14 protein-coding genes are annotated in these 14,127 nt (G+C 62.8%); 8 read left to right on the top strand and 6 right to left on the bottom strand.

The features are described 5' to 3' along the window. Nucleotides 1-169: 169 nt before the first annotated feature. Nucleotides 170-373, top strand: a complete 204-nt coding sequence (locus ACIOTN_RS09195) for a cold-shock protein (RefSeq protein WP_013349999.1) — start codon at nt 170-172, stop codon at nt 371-373. 126 nt (nt 374-499) lie between these two features. Further along, nucleotides 500-1,492 (top strand): LLM class flavin-dependent oxidoreductase, encoded by a 993-nt coding sequence (locus ACIOTN_RS09190; protein WP_402735201.1) that lies wholly within the window; start codon nt 500-502, stop codon nt 1,490-1,492. Here the strand turns inward: ACIOTN_RS09190 and ACIOTN_RS09185 are convergent. Both ACIOTN_RS09185 and ACIOTN_RS09180 read right to left on the bottom strand, forming a co-directional pair. Further along, nucleotides 1,479-1,961, bottom strand: a complete 483-nt coding sequence (locus ACIOTN_RS09185; protein ID WP_105658860.1) for a hypothetical protein — start codon at nt 1,959-1,961, stop codon at nt 1,479-1,481. The two genes, ACIOTN_RS09190 and ACIOTN_RS09185, sit on opposite strands and share 14 nt — an antisense overlap. Nucleotides 1,962-1,982: 21 nt before the next feature. Next, complete coding sequence (locus ACIOTN_RS09180; RefSeq protein WP_286134382.1) at nt 1,983-3,227, bottom strand: MFS transporter; 1,245 nt, start codon at nt 3,225-3,227, stop codon at nt 1,983-1,985. Nucleotides 3,228-3,467: 240 nt separating this feature from the next. Here ACIOTN_RS09180 and ACIOTN_RS09175 point away from each other — a divergent pair, with 240 nt between their 5' ends. The 4 genes from ACIOTN_RS09175 (at nt 3,468) to ACIOTN_RS09160 (ending at nt 6,416) form a co-directional block, all read left to right on the top strand. Further along, the gene (locus tag ACIOTN_RS09175) at nt 3,468-3,941 is read left to right on the top strand and encodes an Lrp/AsnC family transcriptional regulator (protein ID WP_181148946.1); all 474 of its coding nucleotides are present in this window, start codon (nt 3,468-3,470) and stop codon (nt 3,939-3,941) included. A 135-nt stretch (nt 3,942-4,076) separates the two neighbouring features. After that, nucleotides 4,077-4,340, top strand: a complete 264-nt coding sequence (locus tag ACIOTN_RS09170; RefSeq protein WP_105658861.1) for a hypothetical protein — start codon at nt 4,077-4,079, stop codon at nt 4,338-4,340. Between the two features lie 46 nt (nt 4,341-4,386). Further along, nucleotides 4,387-5,292: a LysR family transcriptional regulator gene (locus tag ACIOTN_RS09165; RefSeq protein WP_105658862.1), complete on the top strand. Its 906-nt coding sequence runs from the start codon at nt 4,387-4,389 to the stop codon at nt 5,290-5,292. A 59-nt stretch (nt 5,293-5,351) separates the two neighbouring features. Further along, on the top strand, nt 5,352-6,416 hold the full coding sequence (locus ACIOTN_RS09160) for an enoyl-CoA hydratase/isomerase family protein (protein WP_105658863.1): 1,065 nt from the start codon (nt 5,352-5,354) through the stop codon (nt 6,414-6,416). On the opposite strand, the gene ACIOTN_RS09155 is transcribed toward ACIOTN_RS09160, so the two are convergent. The 3 genes from ACIOTN_RS09155 to ACIOTN_RS09145 are packed head-to-tail and all read right to left on the bottom strand — an operon-like array spanning nt 6,413 to nt 11,739. Further along, nucleotides 6,413-8,179, bottom strand: coding sequence for an FMN-binding glutamate synthase family protein (locus ACIOTN_RS09155; protein ID WP_332594918.1), 1,767 nt, complete (start codon nt 8,177-8,179; stop codon nt 6,413-6,415). The genes ACIOTN_RS09160 and ACIOTN_RS09155 overlap by 4 nt on opposite strands. 60 nt (nt 8,180-8,239) lie before the next feature. Further along, on the bottom strand, nt 8,240-10,000 hold the full coding sequence (locus ACIOTN_RS09150; RefSeq protein ID WP_402735200.1) for an amino acid ABC transporter ATP-binding/permease protein: 1,761 nt from the start codon (nt 9,998-10,000) through the stop codon (nt 8,240-8,242). After that, on the bottom strand, nt 10,000-11,739 hold the full coding sequence (locus ACIOTN_RS09145; protein WP_402735199.1) for an ABC transporter ATP-binding protein/permease: 1,740 nt from the start codon (nt 11,737-11,739) through the stop codon (nt 10,000-10,002). The genes ACIOTN_RS09150 and ACIOTN_RS09145 overlap by 1 nt, the downstream gene beginning before the upstream one ends. Nucleotides 11,740-11,857: 118 nt before the next feature. Here ACIOTN_RS09145 and ACIOTN_RS09140 point away from each other — a divergent pair, with 118 nt between their 5' ends. Together ACIOTN_RS09140 and ACIOTN_RS09135 are read left to right on the top strand one after the other, a co-directional pair. Next, nucleotides 11,858-12,844 carry an acyl-CoA thioesterase gene (locus ACIOTN_RS09140; protein ID WP_400343805.1) on the top strand — a complete coding sequence of 329 codons (987 nt, stop codon included), beginning with the start codon at nt 11,858-11,860 and terminating at the stop codon, nt 12,842-12,844. Beyond that, a complete protein-coding gene (locus tag ACIOTN_RS09135) occupies nt 12,841-13,467 on the top strand; it encodes a phosphoribosylanthranilate isomerase (RefSeq protein WP_402735198.1) in 627 nt (208 codons plus the stop codon). The genes ACIOTN_RS09140 and ACIOTN_RS09135 overlap by 4 nt, the downstream gene beginning before the upstream one ends. A gap of 44 nt (nt 13,468-13,511) precedes the next feature. On the opposite strand, the gene ACIOTN_RS09130 is transcribed toward ACIOTN_RS09135, so the two are convergent. Further along, nucleotides 13,512-14,063, bottom strand: a complete 552-nt coding sequence (locus ACIOTN_RS09130) for a thioesterase family protein (RefSeq protein WP_105658869.1) — start codon at nt 14,061-14,063, stop codon at nt 13,512-13,514. Nucleotides 14,064-14,127: the final 64 nt, after the last annotated feature.

Raw genomic sequence — 14,127 nt, 5'->3', positions numbered from 1 at the left:
TGAATGTCGTACCACCTCGGTTGACGCGAGCCCCCTTCTAGACGTGAAGTGAATGACTTGGCTGCTTCGCATTATCCGTTCTCCATCCTGGAATTCGGAGGATGCGCAGATTACAACCAAGCTCGCCAACTAAACCGGCGAGAAACGTCTGAAAGGACCAAATAAGAAAATGGCAACCGGAATCGTCAAGTGGTTCAACGCTGAAAAGGGCTTCGGCTTCATCGCTCCAGACAGCGGCGATCCAGACGTCTTTGCACACTTCTCTGCAATCCAGACCCAGGGTTTCCGCACCCTGGACGAGGGCCAGAAGGTGGAGTTCGAAGTTGTTGAGGGTCCAAAGGGTCTGCAGGCTGCAGACATTCGCGCTCTCTAAAGAAGGTCTTTGGCGCTAACGCCAGACTTAGCCAAGGAACGGCTATCCGCACTGCGGATAGCCGTTCCTTGCGTTTGAGGCCGAAATTACTGGAATACTTCCCGTACGCCACCGGTTGTACCCAGTGTGAAGCTATCTATTCTGGATCTTGCTCCGGTTGAACCCGGAACAACTATTTCCGACTCTTTCAAGTCCTCCGTCCGCTTGGCGCAAACTGCAGAACGCCATGGGTATGAACGCGTCTGGTACGCGGAACACCACAATATGCCCACCATTGCTTCCAGCGCGACCTCGTTGCTGATCAGCCACATAGCCCACCACACCGAGAAGATTCGCCTCGGCTCGGGCGGCATCATGCTTCCGAACCACTCCCCTCTGGTGATCGCCGAGCAGTTCGGCACGTTGGCCGAAATCTACGGCGACCGCATCGATTTGGGCTTGGGCCGTGCACCGGGTACCGACATGACCACCCTGCGTGCCTTGCGCCGCGACCCGTCGGCCGCCGATTCCTTCCCGCACGATGTGCTGGAGCTGCAGGCCTATCTCGCCGGCGAATCCAGGGTTCATACCGTTCAGGCGACCCCGGGAGCAGGAACCAACGTTCCGCTGTACATCCTGGGCTCATCGCTCTTCGGTGCCAAGCTCGCCGCCCAGCTGGGACTGCCGTATTCCTTCGCCTCGCATTTCGCACCGGCTGCGCTGCATGAAGCGATCCGCATCTACCGCGAGGAGTTCACCCCCTCAGAGCAACTGGCTGAGCCGTATGTCATTGCCGGCGTAGGCGTGCTGGCTGCGGAAACGGCTGAACGAGCGCATGAACTGCTGGACGTTGCCAAGCGCCATCGCGTGGCAAGCTTCATCGGCCGTTCCGCGAAGAAGGAATTCACCGAAGCTGAGATCGATATGCTCATGGATACTCCGCAGGCGCAGCAGATTCTGGACATGATGCGCTACACCGCGGTGGGCACCGGAGAACAGGTTGCCGAATACCTGCGCCACTTCGCTTCGGCAGCGCAGGCAGATGAACTGATCACCATCCATTACCCCACCGAGGAGCACGCTCGACTCGAATCGGTGATGATTACCGCCGAGGCCTGCCAGCTGGCTAGCGCCCGGTAATTCTGATCCAGCGCTTGGCTGCCATCAGCAGCAGCGCAACCAGAGCGAGGGTCAAGCAGAATTCCACGCCAATATAGGCGTAATGCCATAGCGATCCGCCATCGGAGACTCCTGCAAGCACCGCATCGGTACGCGCAGAGAGGCCCGGGCGGATCGCTGCGGTTTTAATCAGCAGCAATAGGCCGACCAGCCCTACGCCCCAGCCCCAGGCCTTGCCGGCAGCGCGCTTGGCCGACCCGGCCACCAGGGCAATGAAGAAGATGATCTCGACCATGTTCATTGCGAAGAAGACGCGGCGTCCAATGCCCAGACCCAAGGGAATGGTGATTCCGGGTGCGGTGAATTTCAGTGGTGCCTCGATGAATGAAATGCCGATGATCAGGCCGAGCCACAGTGCAGGAATGTAGATGCGTGCAGCCACGGCCCACTGAGCGCCGCGGCTAGCAGGCGCTGGAAGGGGACTAGTCATGCCTCCACAGTTCGCCCGGTTCTAGCGTGCTTTGCGCAGTCCTGCCAGTGCCCAGACGGCTAGCACTGCCGCCACCACGGCGCAGCCGATGGAGAAGACCAGGATGCTCTGCTGCTGCCCGAAGACCCCGACGGCCCAGCCCAGCGCGATGACTGGAACAGCACTGCCCAGGTACGTCACCAGGTATATGGTGGACACGGTTTGGGCGTGCTGCTTGTCGTTGACCGCGTCCACCGCTTGAGCGAAGGCAGTGCGGAAGGCCATGCCCTGGCCCAGGCCCACGAATACCAATGCCGCGATGGCCCATGGCAGCTGGCGATGCTCGGCAGCTACGGCCAGCACTACGGTGGAGGCCGCCATCAATCCCAGACCGATAGGCAGCAAGGCCTTGCCGCCGCGCACGACCAGCTGCGACAGGGCGGATATGCCCAATGGCAGGCCGGCAATCAGGCCAATGACCAGCACCGAATCCAGGCCAAAGGCCTGGGCGAAGTAGCCAGGTGCCAAGGACAGCACGAAGCCGAAGATGGCGAAGCTCAAGAAGCCAACGAGGGCAGCGAGCCAGAACGGTGCCCGGGCCGAGCTGGGGACGCCCAAGCGGCGTGGGGCCAGGGCCTTGCTTCGCTGTCCGCGCTCAGCCAGCGCAATGGCCGGACGGGCCTGCAGGGTGCTCAATGGGACCAGGACCAGCAGCAGCAAGAACGCCTGCACCATGAACACGGTAGTGCGCCCGCCAGGCAGATGAGCCAGCAGCCCGCCCAAGACCGGTCCGAAGGCGACACCGCCCGATGAGGCCAAGAGGGTGAAGCGCGAAGCCCACTCAGGCCGCGCAGGAAGAAGTTCACGCAGGGCCGCGGCGCTAGCACCGGTAGCCAGCGCGACACCGGCGCCCTGCAAACCACGGCCAAGGCACAGTTCCAGAAGGTTGCCGGCCGATCCGAAGACCAGGGTTCCAGCGAAGGAAACAACGACCGCGATCACCAGCGCCGCACGGCGTCCGATATGATCCGACCAATGCCCCACGGTGGAAAGGAAGAGCATCAGCGAACAGACGTAGCTGGCAAAGGCCACGGTGGTTCCCATGGCGCCAAGGTGCAATTCGGATTGGAGTGCCGGATACAGCGGGGTGGCCAGGTTGGCTCCGACCAGCAGCAGGAAGCTGACGGACACGGTGATCACCAGTCGAGCGGTCAGCCCGGGGTTCCAGGAGAGTACGCGATGGTTCATTGGCTGCATGCGCAGCTCGCTGATAACCGACAAATTCACTCCCGGGATCAAAGTAGTCCAGACCAGCTGGGCACGAAGAATGCCCAGAAAGAGTTTTTACCGGTGGGGCCACTCGCTGCCCCACCGGTTAGTTGAGCGTTCTGCTTGCGTTTGTCTACTACAACAGAGCGTTCACTCACTAATATCCGCCTGCTGAAAGCAACGAGAGAGATTTCTTGCTAGCATTTGAGCAGATTGTTCAAAATTTTATCCCCGCAGATAACCCGGAGTGAGCATATAGTGCGATTAGACGATGTAGACCTGAAAGTGCTGCTCGCACTGATCAAGGATCCCCGCATCCAAATCTCTGAACTCGCAGATGAGGTCGGTGTTGCGCGCAACACAGCGCAGTCGCGATTGCGCCGTTTGCAGCGCGCCGAAATCCTCCGCGACGGCGGCCGCGACATCGATCTGAGCAAGCTCGGCTACGACGTCCTGGCCTTCGTGACGTTGGAAGTGAACCACCGCGATCTGGATACCGTGGTCACCGCGCTGCGCCAGATCCCCAGCGTGCTGGAAATCCACGAGACCTCCGGACGTGGAGATCTCTGGGTGCGGCTCATCGCCACCGACACCCACCAGCTGCAATCAGCACTGCGCCAGATCCTGCGCGTCAAGGGCGTCACCCGTTCGGAGACAACCTTCGCGCTCCATACGCACCTGGCCTACCGTGCCGCTCCCCTGCTGGAGCACTATGTCGAACATGACCACTGAGAAGTCATTCACTGTCAGCTGCAGAAAACAAGTCTTTCGTTTCCCGAAGCAGCGTCCTACTCTGGTGATACGAGAAGTCACGAGGTAAATCCCCGGCTTCCGGCGGATCCCTCGTATTCGACGAAGGAGTACGCAATGACGAAGGATTTCGACACCACAGAATTTGCGCCGGAGTTCGGCAACGACATCTACGAACCGGATGACGGACGCGATTCCCAGGCTTATGAGGGCTCAAGCGACATGCCGGAAACCATGCGCAACCTCGACCCGCTGGCACAGCGCAATTACCTCTACGACGATGACCTGGAAACCGAAGACCAGCTCGACAACGAATTCGCCGCAGACGATGACGACGACGAGGAAAGCACAGAGCTTGTTGACCTTGAGGACGAACTCTAGGCCGTGGGCTAAGCAAATCTTTGGCTAAAGGCCATAGACTTTAGAAGTGATTAATCCAGTTCATCTGCGCACATTGCTCGAAGTGGTGGCGCATCGTTCCTTTGCCACGGCCGCAACCCGCTTGGGCTACACGGCCAGCGCTGTCTCCCAGCAGATGACAGCGTTGGAGCGAAGCACCGGTACCACGCTGTTCCTGCGCGGCGCACGCTCCATCACCCCGACGCCAGGCGCCCTGCGCATGGTGCGCCATGCCAAACGGGTGCTCACCGACCTCGACGCCCTCATGGCAGACGTCGCCACCATCTCCACCGAAGCTACCGACCTTGAGGAAATCAAGCTTGGCATCTTCCCCTCGCTGGCGACCTACGCGCTGCCGCAAATCCTCAAGGCACCGGATTGGTCCTCCTTGGGCATCAACCTGCGCCTGTGGATCGGCGAACCCCAGCAAACTGTCGCAGGCCTTGGCACCGGCGGCGACCTCGACCTCGCACTGATCTTCCAGGTGGGACCCGGCGGACTGTCGTGGCCAGCGTCCCTGGAGCGCACCTGGTTGGGCGATGACCAGTTCCGGGTAGTGATCCCGGCGTCCTGGCCCATCGCTGAAGACGCCCAGCTGACCGTGGACCAGTTGGCCGAATGGCCATGGATCTTCCACCACCCGGGCACCTCGGATGCCACCTTGATTTCGCGCTTGTTCTCTTCCTACAACATCCACCCGCAGGTGGCTGCCTACTGCGACGACTTCAATGCGTCGCTGAGCCTGGTTTCCTCGGGACTGGGCGCCGCCCTGGTTCCCGATCTGGCCATGGCCAACGCTCCGGAAGGCATCCGCATAGTTGATGCCCCCGAGATTCGCCTGGCCCGCTCCATCTTCGCGTTGAAACCGGAGAATTCCAAGAAGCCGAAGGCCGCGCTGGTATTGGACCGGCTCGCCCAGGTGCTCTCCCGCTGATTCGTTGCGCCGCGGCGCCACTGGTGCCTGCATCCGTCCCAAGAAAGAGGAATGTCCCGGTGGAGAACCAGACCCCTGCATCTTCCAGCGATGGCGTAGTCATCTCGGCCGTGCATGGACCAATCGGCCACATCGAGCTGAACCGTGCCAGCAAGCTCAATGCGTTGACCCTGGAAATGCTCATTGAGCTGGGCCGGGTGCTGCGTGCGTGGGCCGTGGACCCGTCGATTTCGCTGGTGCTGCTCACCGGCCGCGGCGAACGCGCCTTCTGTGCCGGAGGAGATATCGCCGATTTCCACGCAGCAGTCACCACCGGACGCCATCAGGACTTCGTCGATCTGCTCGCGAGAGAATTCGAACTGGATTACCTGATCTCCACCTATCCCAAGCCCCTGATCAGCTTGGCCCATGGCATCACCATGGGTGGGGGCATCGGCCTGGCCTCGCACGCACCGGTGCGCCTGGTGACCGCGAACGCCACCATGGGAATGCCCGAAGCGAAGATCGGCTACACCCCGGATGTGGGAGGCAGCCACCTGCTGGCCAGCGCGCCGGGCCACTTCGGCGAGTTCTTTGCAATGAGTGCGCAGTCCTTCACCGGTGCCGATGCCGTACTTCTCGGTTTTGCCGATGCCGTTGTCACCGAGGACTTCGCCCAGAACATCCTCGATGAGCTCGATGAGTTCGCGGGGCTGAATGCCGGAGAGATCGCGGCTGCTATCGAGGTCATGCACGGTGCGCCCGAGTCCTTCGCCTTGGAACTGGACCGCGGCTGGATCGATCATGCTTTCAGTGCCGCCACCCCGCAGGAAGTCTTGGCACGCTTGGAGCAGATGGTCCATCCTTCGGCGCAGCGTGCCGCGCAGATGCTGGCAGCGAATTCCCCGACCAGCGTGGCCAGCGCGTTCTACAACGTGCGGGCTGCACGTGAGGAGGAGGACCTGCGTTCGGCCTTGGACCGCGAACTGCGCCTGGCTCGCTACCTGATGCACCGTGCCGATCTTGCCGAGGGCATCCGTGCCCAGGTCATCGACAAAGACCGCAACCCCACGTGGATTCCGGCTTCGCTGGAGGAAGTGGACCACGAGGCGTTGCGGTCTCTGGCTGCTGATTCGGAAGGCTAGCTGTCAGCTCCCGGCTTGCCTTCTGGCCGGGTGACATCTGCATGCACCGGGCGCACCTTGGCTGAATCCCTGGGCTCGATGCGCGGTGCGTTCACTGCATCGGCTGGTTCGCGAACCACCGATGGGGTGATATCCACGCTCTTGGGCGCGGTGTAGGCCAGCGGTGCATGCTCGCCGAAGTGGTCCGCGTCTGCTTCATCCCAGTCTTCCATCCAGGAACCTGGAATATCCTCGAGCAGTTCGCCGGGACGCAACCACTGGAACAGCGAAGCGTAGGAGCGAGTGGACTGCAGGTTCACCCGGCGGCGCAGCATCCGGGTGTTCAGCTGCTCCGGGCTGGTCAGTCCCATCGATGCCATGATCTGCGCGCATTCGGTGACGGTCAAGCGATGGTAGTTGTAGACGCGGTGGCCCTTGTCCTCCACATCCAGGGCACGCATCAGGCGCTTGTTCTGCGTGGCTACGCCTACGGGGCAGTGGTTGGTGTGGCACTGCTGGGCCTGGATGCAGCCGGTGGCCATCATCATGGAACGCGCCGAGAAGGTGAAATCCGCTCCCTGGATCAGCCGCTTGATGATGTCGGAGCCGTTGGCGACCTTGCCTGCCGCGGCGAGGCGGATTTCGTCGCGCAGTCCGGCACCCACCAAGGTGTTGTGCACCAGCATCAAGCCTTCGGTCAGCGGGGCGCCAACATGGTCCTCGTATTCCAGCGGCGCAGCTCCGGTGCCGCCTTCAGCGCCATCAATGGTGATGAAGTCCACCAGGATGCCGGTTTCCAGCATGCCCTTGCACAGGGCCATGACGTCGGTGCGGGAACCAACGCAGAACTTGATGCCCACTGGCTTGCCACCGGAGAGGTCGCGAAGCTTCGCTACGAAGTGCATCAATTCGCGCGGGGTGGAGAATTCTGCGTGACTGGCCGGTGAAATGCAGTCCACGCCCATCGGGACATCGCGGGCCTCGGAGATTTCCGCGGTGACCTTGGCAGCCGGCAGCACGCCGCCGAGCCCGGGCTTGGCGCCCTGGGAGAGCTTGATGGTGATGCCCTTGACTTTTTCATGGTTCGCCTTGGCAGCGAAGGTTTCGGGGTTGAAGCGGCCCTGCTCGGTACGGCAGCCGAAGTAGCCTGAACCGATTTCCCAGAACAAGTCGGCCCCGTATTCCAGGTGGTACTTGGTCAGCCCGCCCTCACCGGTTTCATGGACGAATTCTCCCATCGCGGCGCCCTTGTTCATCGCCAGCACGGCGTTGGCAGAAAGCGAGCCGAAGCTCATCGAGGAGATATTCATCAGCGAAATCTCATAGGGCTGCGAGCACTGGCTGGACCCCACCCGTACGCGGTGCTGCGATGCTACCGGGGCTACCGGAGCTGCCGAATGCAGCAGGTATTCGTGGCCGACTTCATTGACATTCAGCTCCGTGCCGAAAGCCTTATGGCTATCGGCGCCCTTGGCCCGCGCGTAGATCAGAGAGCGGGTGTCGCGGTTGAAAGGACGGCCATCGGTATTGCGCTCAATGAAATACTGCTGGATCTCGGGGCGGATGAATTCGAAGAGGTAGCGGGCGTGCCCGACAATCGGGAAATTGCGCAGGATCGCATGCTTCTTTTGCAGCAGGTCCCTGATGCCCAGAAGCACCAGCAAACCGGTGAGCACGACGAGGATCCACCACACCCATTCCCCGGAGGTGCCGGCAAGGATTGCGGTCACCACGAAGCCAGTGAATAGGACAGCCAGGAACAGGAGAACCACTATTCGCATCATGATGCGAGCCTAGTACCTCCCCGCTGCCTTGTCAGTTCCATCCATTGGGCGGGGCGTGGATCAGCTTGGCAAAATCCGGTCCGCTTCGCGCACGGCCATGCGGGAGAACAAGGATTGCCCATCGGCCAATAGCGCTGGCGCCGCACCGCGTTCCAGCACCACTCCTTCATGGAGCACCAGCACGTTCTGCGCCCGGGCAAGGATCGATAGCCGGTGGCTGATCATCAGCACCGCCATCCCTTCACCGCGGCGGCGTTCCACTGCTTCCAGGACCAGCTGTTCGCTGCGTGCATCCAGGGCGCTAGTGGATTCATCGAGGATCAATACCGCGGGGTTGCGCAGCAGCGCCCGGGCCAGGGCCACGCGTTGGCGCTGGCCACCGGAAAGCCGGGCAAAGCGATCCCCCAACCGGGTCTGCAATCCGGCCTTCTGCTGGCGCAGCCAGGGGCCCATGCCCAGCTCGTCGAGGACCTGCTCCATCTCGGCGTCGCTGATCCCTTCCGCACCCAGCAAGAGGTTCTCGCGCAGCGTTCCACGGATCATCACCGCCTCTTGTGAGACCAGGATGATCCGGGTGCGCAGCTGCGCCAAGCTGGCGGCCTCCAGCGGCACATCGCCGAAGCTGGCGGTGCCGGCAGCTTCCACCGAGCGCACCAGGGCTGCCGCGACCGACGATTTGCCGGAGCCGCTTTCGCCCACCAGTGCGAGCAGGGAGCCTGGTTCCAGCTCGAAATCCACGCCGCGAACTACCCGATGGCCCTCGAAGTCAACCGACAGATCCGCCACGCGCAAGGTGCCGGAAGCAGGAAGGGGAACCGGGTTGGCGGGTTCGGAAACCGGATGGCTGGTTATCGCGGTGGCGTACAGCCGGCGAGCGCTGGCCAGCGAATCCTGCAGGCCCAGGATGAACCCGTCTACCGCGCGCACCGCTTCATAGGAAGGGACCAGGGCACAGCACAGCACGATCAGCGTGCCGAACTGCCCGGCGGTTCCCAGCAGGACAAAGAGCGCGAGCAGGCTGCCCCAGACCACCAGCTGGGTCAGCGTGGCCCGTACCGCGCCCAGGGTTCCGGCCGATCGCGCCGCTTGCCGGCTTTCGTGCAGGCTTTCGCGCATCCGCGCCATGACGGGTTTGCCGGCATTGAATCCGTGAATCACGTCGATGCCGGCAAGCGTGTCGGCCAGCAGCTGGTTCTGGGTGCCGCGAGCACTGGCGGTGGCCCGCGCGGTACGGCGCAGGGCGCCGACCCCAATGGCCGGGATGGCCAGCCCGATCAGCACATAGCCGGCGAGCAGCACGAGGGCCGGTTGCATGCCGAATACCGCCCAGGTTCCCCAGGTTGCCAGGCCGCTGACTGCCACTGCCGCCACGGCCGGGGGCAGGGTGTGGGCGAAGAACACTTCGACCTTGTCGATGTCGCTGGTGGCCTTGGCGAGCATGCCGCCGGAATTCTTGCTGTCCGCGGCGAAGGGCGCTTGGCGTTCAAATGCCTGGTACATGCGGTTGCGCAGCCGCGCCAGGGACAGGAAGGCCACCCGGTGCCCTACATACTGCTCCAGGTAGCGCACCGCGCCCTTGACCAGCCCCAGCAGGATGACCACAGCGATCAGCGGTCCCCAGCCAAGGTCCATAGGCAGCTGCGCACCGCCCAGGTGCAGGGCCTTGGCCAGGCCGAACCCGGCCACGGCGTAGATCCCCAGCGAAGCCAGGCGAGTGGCGCAGGCCAGCACGCAGGCCAGCAGCAGCGGCGGGAGCAGGTCCTTGGTGCTGCCAATCAGCCAGGCGACGGTTTTGATAGTGGAGATTTTCTGCGTGCGCATTAGTTCCCCTCCCCCAGCTGGCTCCGGCCACTGGCATGCAGCGCATCAGCGCGTTGGCGGAATCCGTCCATGGCTTCCTTGAGATAGCCGTCGGCGGCCAGCAGCTCGTCACGGCGTCCGGCCTGGATGAGCTGTCCGTGGTCCATGACCAGAACATAGTCGTAGTCGGCCAGCAACCCCAGCCGGTGGGTGACGGTGATGACCGTGGTGCTGCGGTCCAAGGAGCGCAGGGTCCCCAGCACGTCCGCTTCGGTCTGGACGTCCAAGGCGCTGGTGGGCTCATCGAGCAGCAGCACGGGACGCTGTGCCAGCAGGGCGCGGGCCAGCGACAGGCGCTGGGCCTGGCCGCCAGAAAGCCGTGCCCCGCCCTCGCCCAGGCGTTGCGCCAATCCCCCGGGTTGCGCCTCGAACCACGCTCCCATGCCGACCTGGCGCAGCGCCAGGAGCAGTTCGCCGTCGGCAGCCCGGGGCGCACCGAGCAGGAGGTTTTCGCGCAGGCTCATGCCGAAGAGCGTGGCGTGCTGTTCCACTACGGCGGTATTGGCCTTCAAGGTTGCCGGGCCCATGGCTTGCCGGGCATCGCGGATGGTGCCGGAGGAAGCTTCGAGCTGGCCCTGGAGCACGCGCAGCAGCGTCGTCTTGCCGCTGCCCGAGGGGCCGATGATGGCAGTACGCGAACCGGCCGGGAAATGCCAGGAAATTTTGTCCAGCGCTTGGTGCCCACTATCGTAGCTGGCGCTGACTTCTTCCAGGATCAGATCGCGGTGGCGCAGGTCCACGTGTAGCGGATTGGCCATGGAACGGTGCATGGGGATGTCGGCGACTTCGGCCAGTTTCTTCTCGGCGGCCTTGCCGGTCATCCCGATGTAGAAGAAGCTGCCGACGTAGTTGACCGGGGCGAGCATCAGGAAGCTCAGGATCACCAGTGACAGGGCAGAACCCGGGGTGATGGCCCCGGAGCTGGCGCGCCACCAGGCCAGCAGGGCGGCACTGGCGAGCAGCAGCACGGCGAAGCTGGAATCGATGACCAGCAAGATCAATTGGTTGCGGGCCAGCAGTTTCATCACTTGCTGGCGTACGCGTTCGGTGGCCTGCTCGATGCGCGATCCCATCCACCGGCTGCCGCCGTTGAGCTTGAGCATGCCCAGCGAGCGCAGTGCGTCCAGGAAGGTCGCCGAGAGGATGCCCTGGGCTCGGCGGTACTCTCCGTTCGAGGAGCCGAAGCGCCGCTGGAAGCCCAGGACGATGACCGGGACCAGCGCGGTGGGAACCAGCAGTACCAGTGCGCTGAGCGGGTCGATGGCAAAGGCGATGAAGCACAGGATCAATACCGGGGTGGCTACCGCGGAGATTGCCGGCCCGATGAAGCTGGAACGGTATTTCACGGACCGCTCCACCGAGTCCATCGCCGCATGCAGCAGCTCCCCATCGCCGGAGGCGCGCACCGCCAGCGGGCCGATGGACAGATAGTGCTTGAGCAGCTTCATGCGGTGGTACTCGGTCAGGTCAAGGCTGTTGCGCGAGATCACGACCGGGATCAAGAAGGTGGCAACCGCCATGATCAGCAGTTCGCCGAAGGCGCTGGCATACCATTGGGTGCCCAGCGGGCGATGGGCCATGAGTTCATCCAGGCCTTGGCCCACGACGATCACCAAGCCGGCGGTTCCGGCCGCGGCACTGAGGCTCAGTGCCACCACGATGGCTGTTGCAGCCGAAAATATTCCAAAGACCCTACGCACCCTCCTATCCTAGGGCAGAGCACACCGGCAGTTCCGCGCCGTGGGGCTTGCCGGCCAGGCTGGGCCGTGAAGCGTCATACATTGCCCGTGATGCGCGTTGTGCGCGAAACTGGAGTGCATGAGCACCCCGGAGCTGAAACAACGTCCGCATTCTGTCACCTTGCGATTCCTCGCGGCACCAACCGACGTCGATGTCACCGGGATTGTTCCTGCGGGCACCGTTCTGGAGTGGGTCGACAAGGCCGCCTACGCCGCGGCGGTGGGATGGTCCTCCAGCTATTGCGTCACCGCCTATGTAGGAAATATCCACTTCGAAGACCCGATCCACTCCGGGGATCTGGTGGAAGTGACCGCTTCGGTGGTGTACACCGGAACCAGCTCCATGCACATCCATACCGAGGTGTCCTTCAGCGATCCGCGCGAGTTGCGGCCGGTGAAGTCCAGCAGCTGCCTGGTGATCTTCGTAGCCGTCGGCGAGAATGGGAAGCCAACCCCGGTTCCGGCGTTCACCCCGGGTACGGCCCGGGAAATCGCAATGCGCGAGAATGCGCTGGCGCGCATTGAGATCCGCGAGCAGATCGTCGCGTCCATGAACGATCAGGTATACACCGATGAGGGAACCGCCGAACGCGTGACGCTGCGCTTCCTGGCGGCGCCCACCGATGTGAACTGGGGCGGCAAGGTCCACGGCGGCATCGTGATGAAGTGGATTGACGATGCCGCTGAGCTGTGCGCGGCCCGCTACTGCCAGCAGGAAACCGTTGCGGTGTTCTCCGGCGGCGTGCGTTTCTACCGCCCGCTGCTGATCGGCCACCTGGTGGAGGTGGAGGCGCGCCTGGTCTACACCGGGAACAAGGGAATGCACGTTGCGGTGCATGTGCGCTCTGGCGATCCGAAGACCCGGGAAATGCAGCTGACGACCTACTGCCTGACCGTGATGGTGACCCGCGATGAAACCGGCACCGCTGTTCCGGTCAAGCCCTGGGTGCCCGTCACCGGGGAGGACAAGCGGCTGTGGAATCACGCCCGCGACTTGTTGGCCATCCGCGCCAACGCGCCTGGCGGTTACACCCCAATCCATATGGCCAAGGAGAACGCGAAGTGAGTGCAGCAAAGCCCTTCGTCAAAGTGTGCGGCTTGTCCACGGCCCAGGACGTGCAAACCGCTGCGGCCCATGGTGCTGATGCCATCGGGTTCGTGCTCACGCCCAGTGCCCGGGAAATTTCCGCGCAGCGCGCCGCCGCATTGGTGAAGGCGGTTCCCGCAGGCATTGCCACCGTGGCGGTATTCCGCGACGAAGAGATCCAGACGGTGCTTCAGCTTGCGGCGCAAGCCGGCGTGAGTTGGGTGCAGCTGCACGGGCAGCGCACGGCAAAGGATGTGAGCACCGCCCATGAGGCCGGGTTCAAGGTCATCCGCGCGGTGCGGCGCGATGACCCGGAGGAGCAGTTTGCCGATTGGGGCGAAGATCTGCTGCTCATTGACGCCTCGGTCCCCGGCAGCGGCGAAAGCTGGGATTATGCGGCAGTGAAGGATCTGGCCGCTGGTCGGCGCTGGCTGGTGGCCGGCGGACTGTCCCCGCAGAATGTCGCTGATGCCTTGGCTGCGTCCAGCGCTTTCGGCGCCGATGTCTCCTCCGGCGTCGAATCATCGCGCGGAGTCAAGGATCCCGAAATGATCGCCATGTTCATTGATGCGGCCAAGGCTTCGCCGAATCCCGCACATTGAGTCCCCCCGGCACGGTCCAGCAGGAATTGCGCGAGTGAATTGATTCAGCGGATCCAATTGTGCGGGGCCGGCTTGCGGGTGCTGGGCAGCGCTCCGTCCTGGCGCCACTGGTGCAGCCACTCGGGCAGCACCATGTCTGCTGGCAGTTCCAAGCCGACTGCTGCCAGGATTTCCTCGTTGGAAACCGCACCCTTTTTCGAGGTCATCCGGGTGGCGACATAGGCGCGAGCGTAGATTTCGCCCTTCACGACGATGCGCTGCTCGAAGAAGATGCACTTGTCGTCCATGCCGATCAGCCGGGTTTCCTGGGAGAACTTGGTTCCCAGGCGCACCGACTTGCGGAAGGTGATGGTCTCGGTCTGCACGACCGGAACCCATTTATTCCTGGACATGATGTCCCAGACACCGGAACGGAACATCAAGTCGAAGCGTCCGAGATCGAAGATCGAGAAGTACATGCCGTTGTTGATGTGGCCGGCAAAGTCGATATCGGTCAGCGTGGCACGCATGCCCACTGAGCTGGTGTCGAACATCGACAGCTTGGAAGCCTTCTTGCTGTTCAGGTAAACCATGAGGATTCGGAAAATCATGTGCATACCATCACATTACTGCCTAGTAACCTTTCTGCCTAGCACATTTCCTCCCGGGTCAACGCCAGGG

This window comes from Glutamicibacter sp. NPDC087661, from assembly GCF_044743275.1.
Taxonomy (GTDB): domain Bacteria; phylum Actinomycetota; class Actinomycetes; order Actinomycetales; family Micrococcaceae; genus Glutamicibacter.
The sequence above is the reverse complement of the archived record's forward strand: the minus strand, read 5'-3'. Positions and strand labels throughout refer to the sequence as shown.

What these genes read in the sequence shown, in the direction of transcription:
- ACIOTN_RS09195 (WP_013349999.1), top strand. Translation starts at nt 170, where the DNA reads ATGGCAACCGGAATCGTCAAGTGGTTCAACGCTGAAAAGGGCTTCGGC.
- ACIOTN_RS09185 (WP_105658860.1), bottom strand. Translation starts at nt 1,961, where the DNA reads ATGACTAGTCCCCTTCCAGCGCCTGCTAGCCGCGGCGCTCAGTGGGCC.
- ACIOTN_RS09170 (WP_105658861.1), top strand. Translation starts at nt 4,077, where the DNA reads ATGACGAAGGATTTCGACACCACAGAATTTGCGCCGGAGTTCGGCAAC.
- ACIOTN_RS09155 (WP_332594918.1), bottom strand. Translation starts at nt 8,179, where the DNA reads ATGATGCGAATAGTGGTTCTCCTGTTCCTGGCTGTCCTATTCACTGGC.
- ACIOTN_RS09150 (WP_402735200.1), bottom strand. Translation starts at nt 10,000, where the DNA reads ATGCGCACGCAGAAAATCTCCACTATCAAAACCGTCGCCTGGCTGATT.
- ACIOTN_RS09140 (WP_400343805.1), top strand. Translation starts at nt 11,858, where the DNA reads ATGAGCACCCCGGAGCTGAAACAACGTCCGCATTCTGTCACCTTGCGA.
- ACIOTN_RS09130 (WP_105658869.1), bottom strand. Translation starts at nt 14,063, where the DNA reads ATGCACATGATTTTCCGAATCCTCATGGTTTACCTGAACAGCAAGAAG.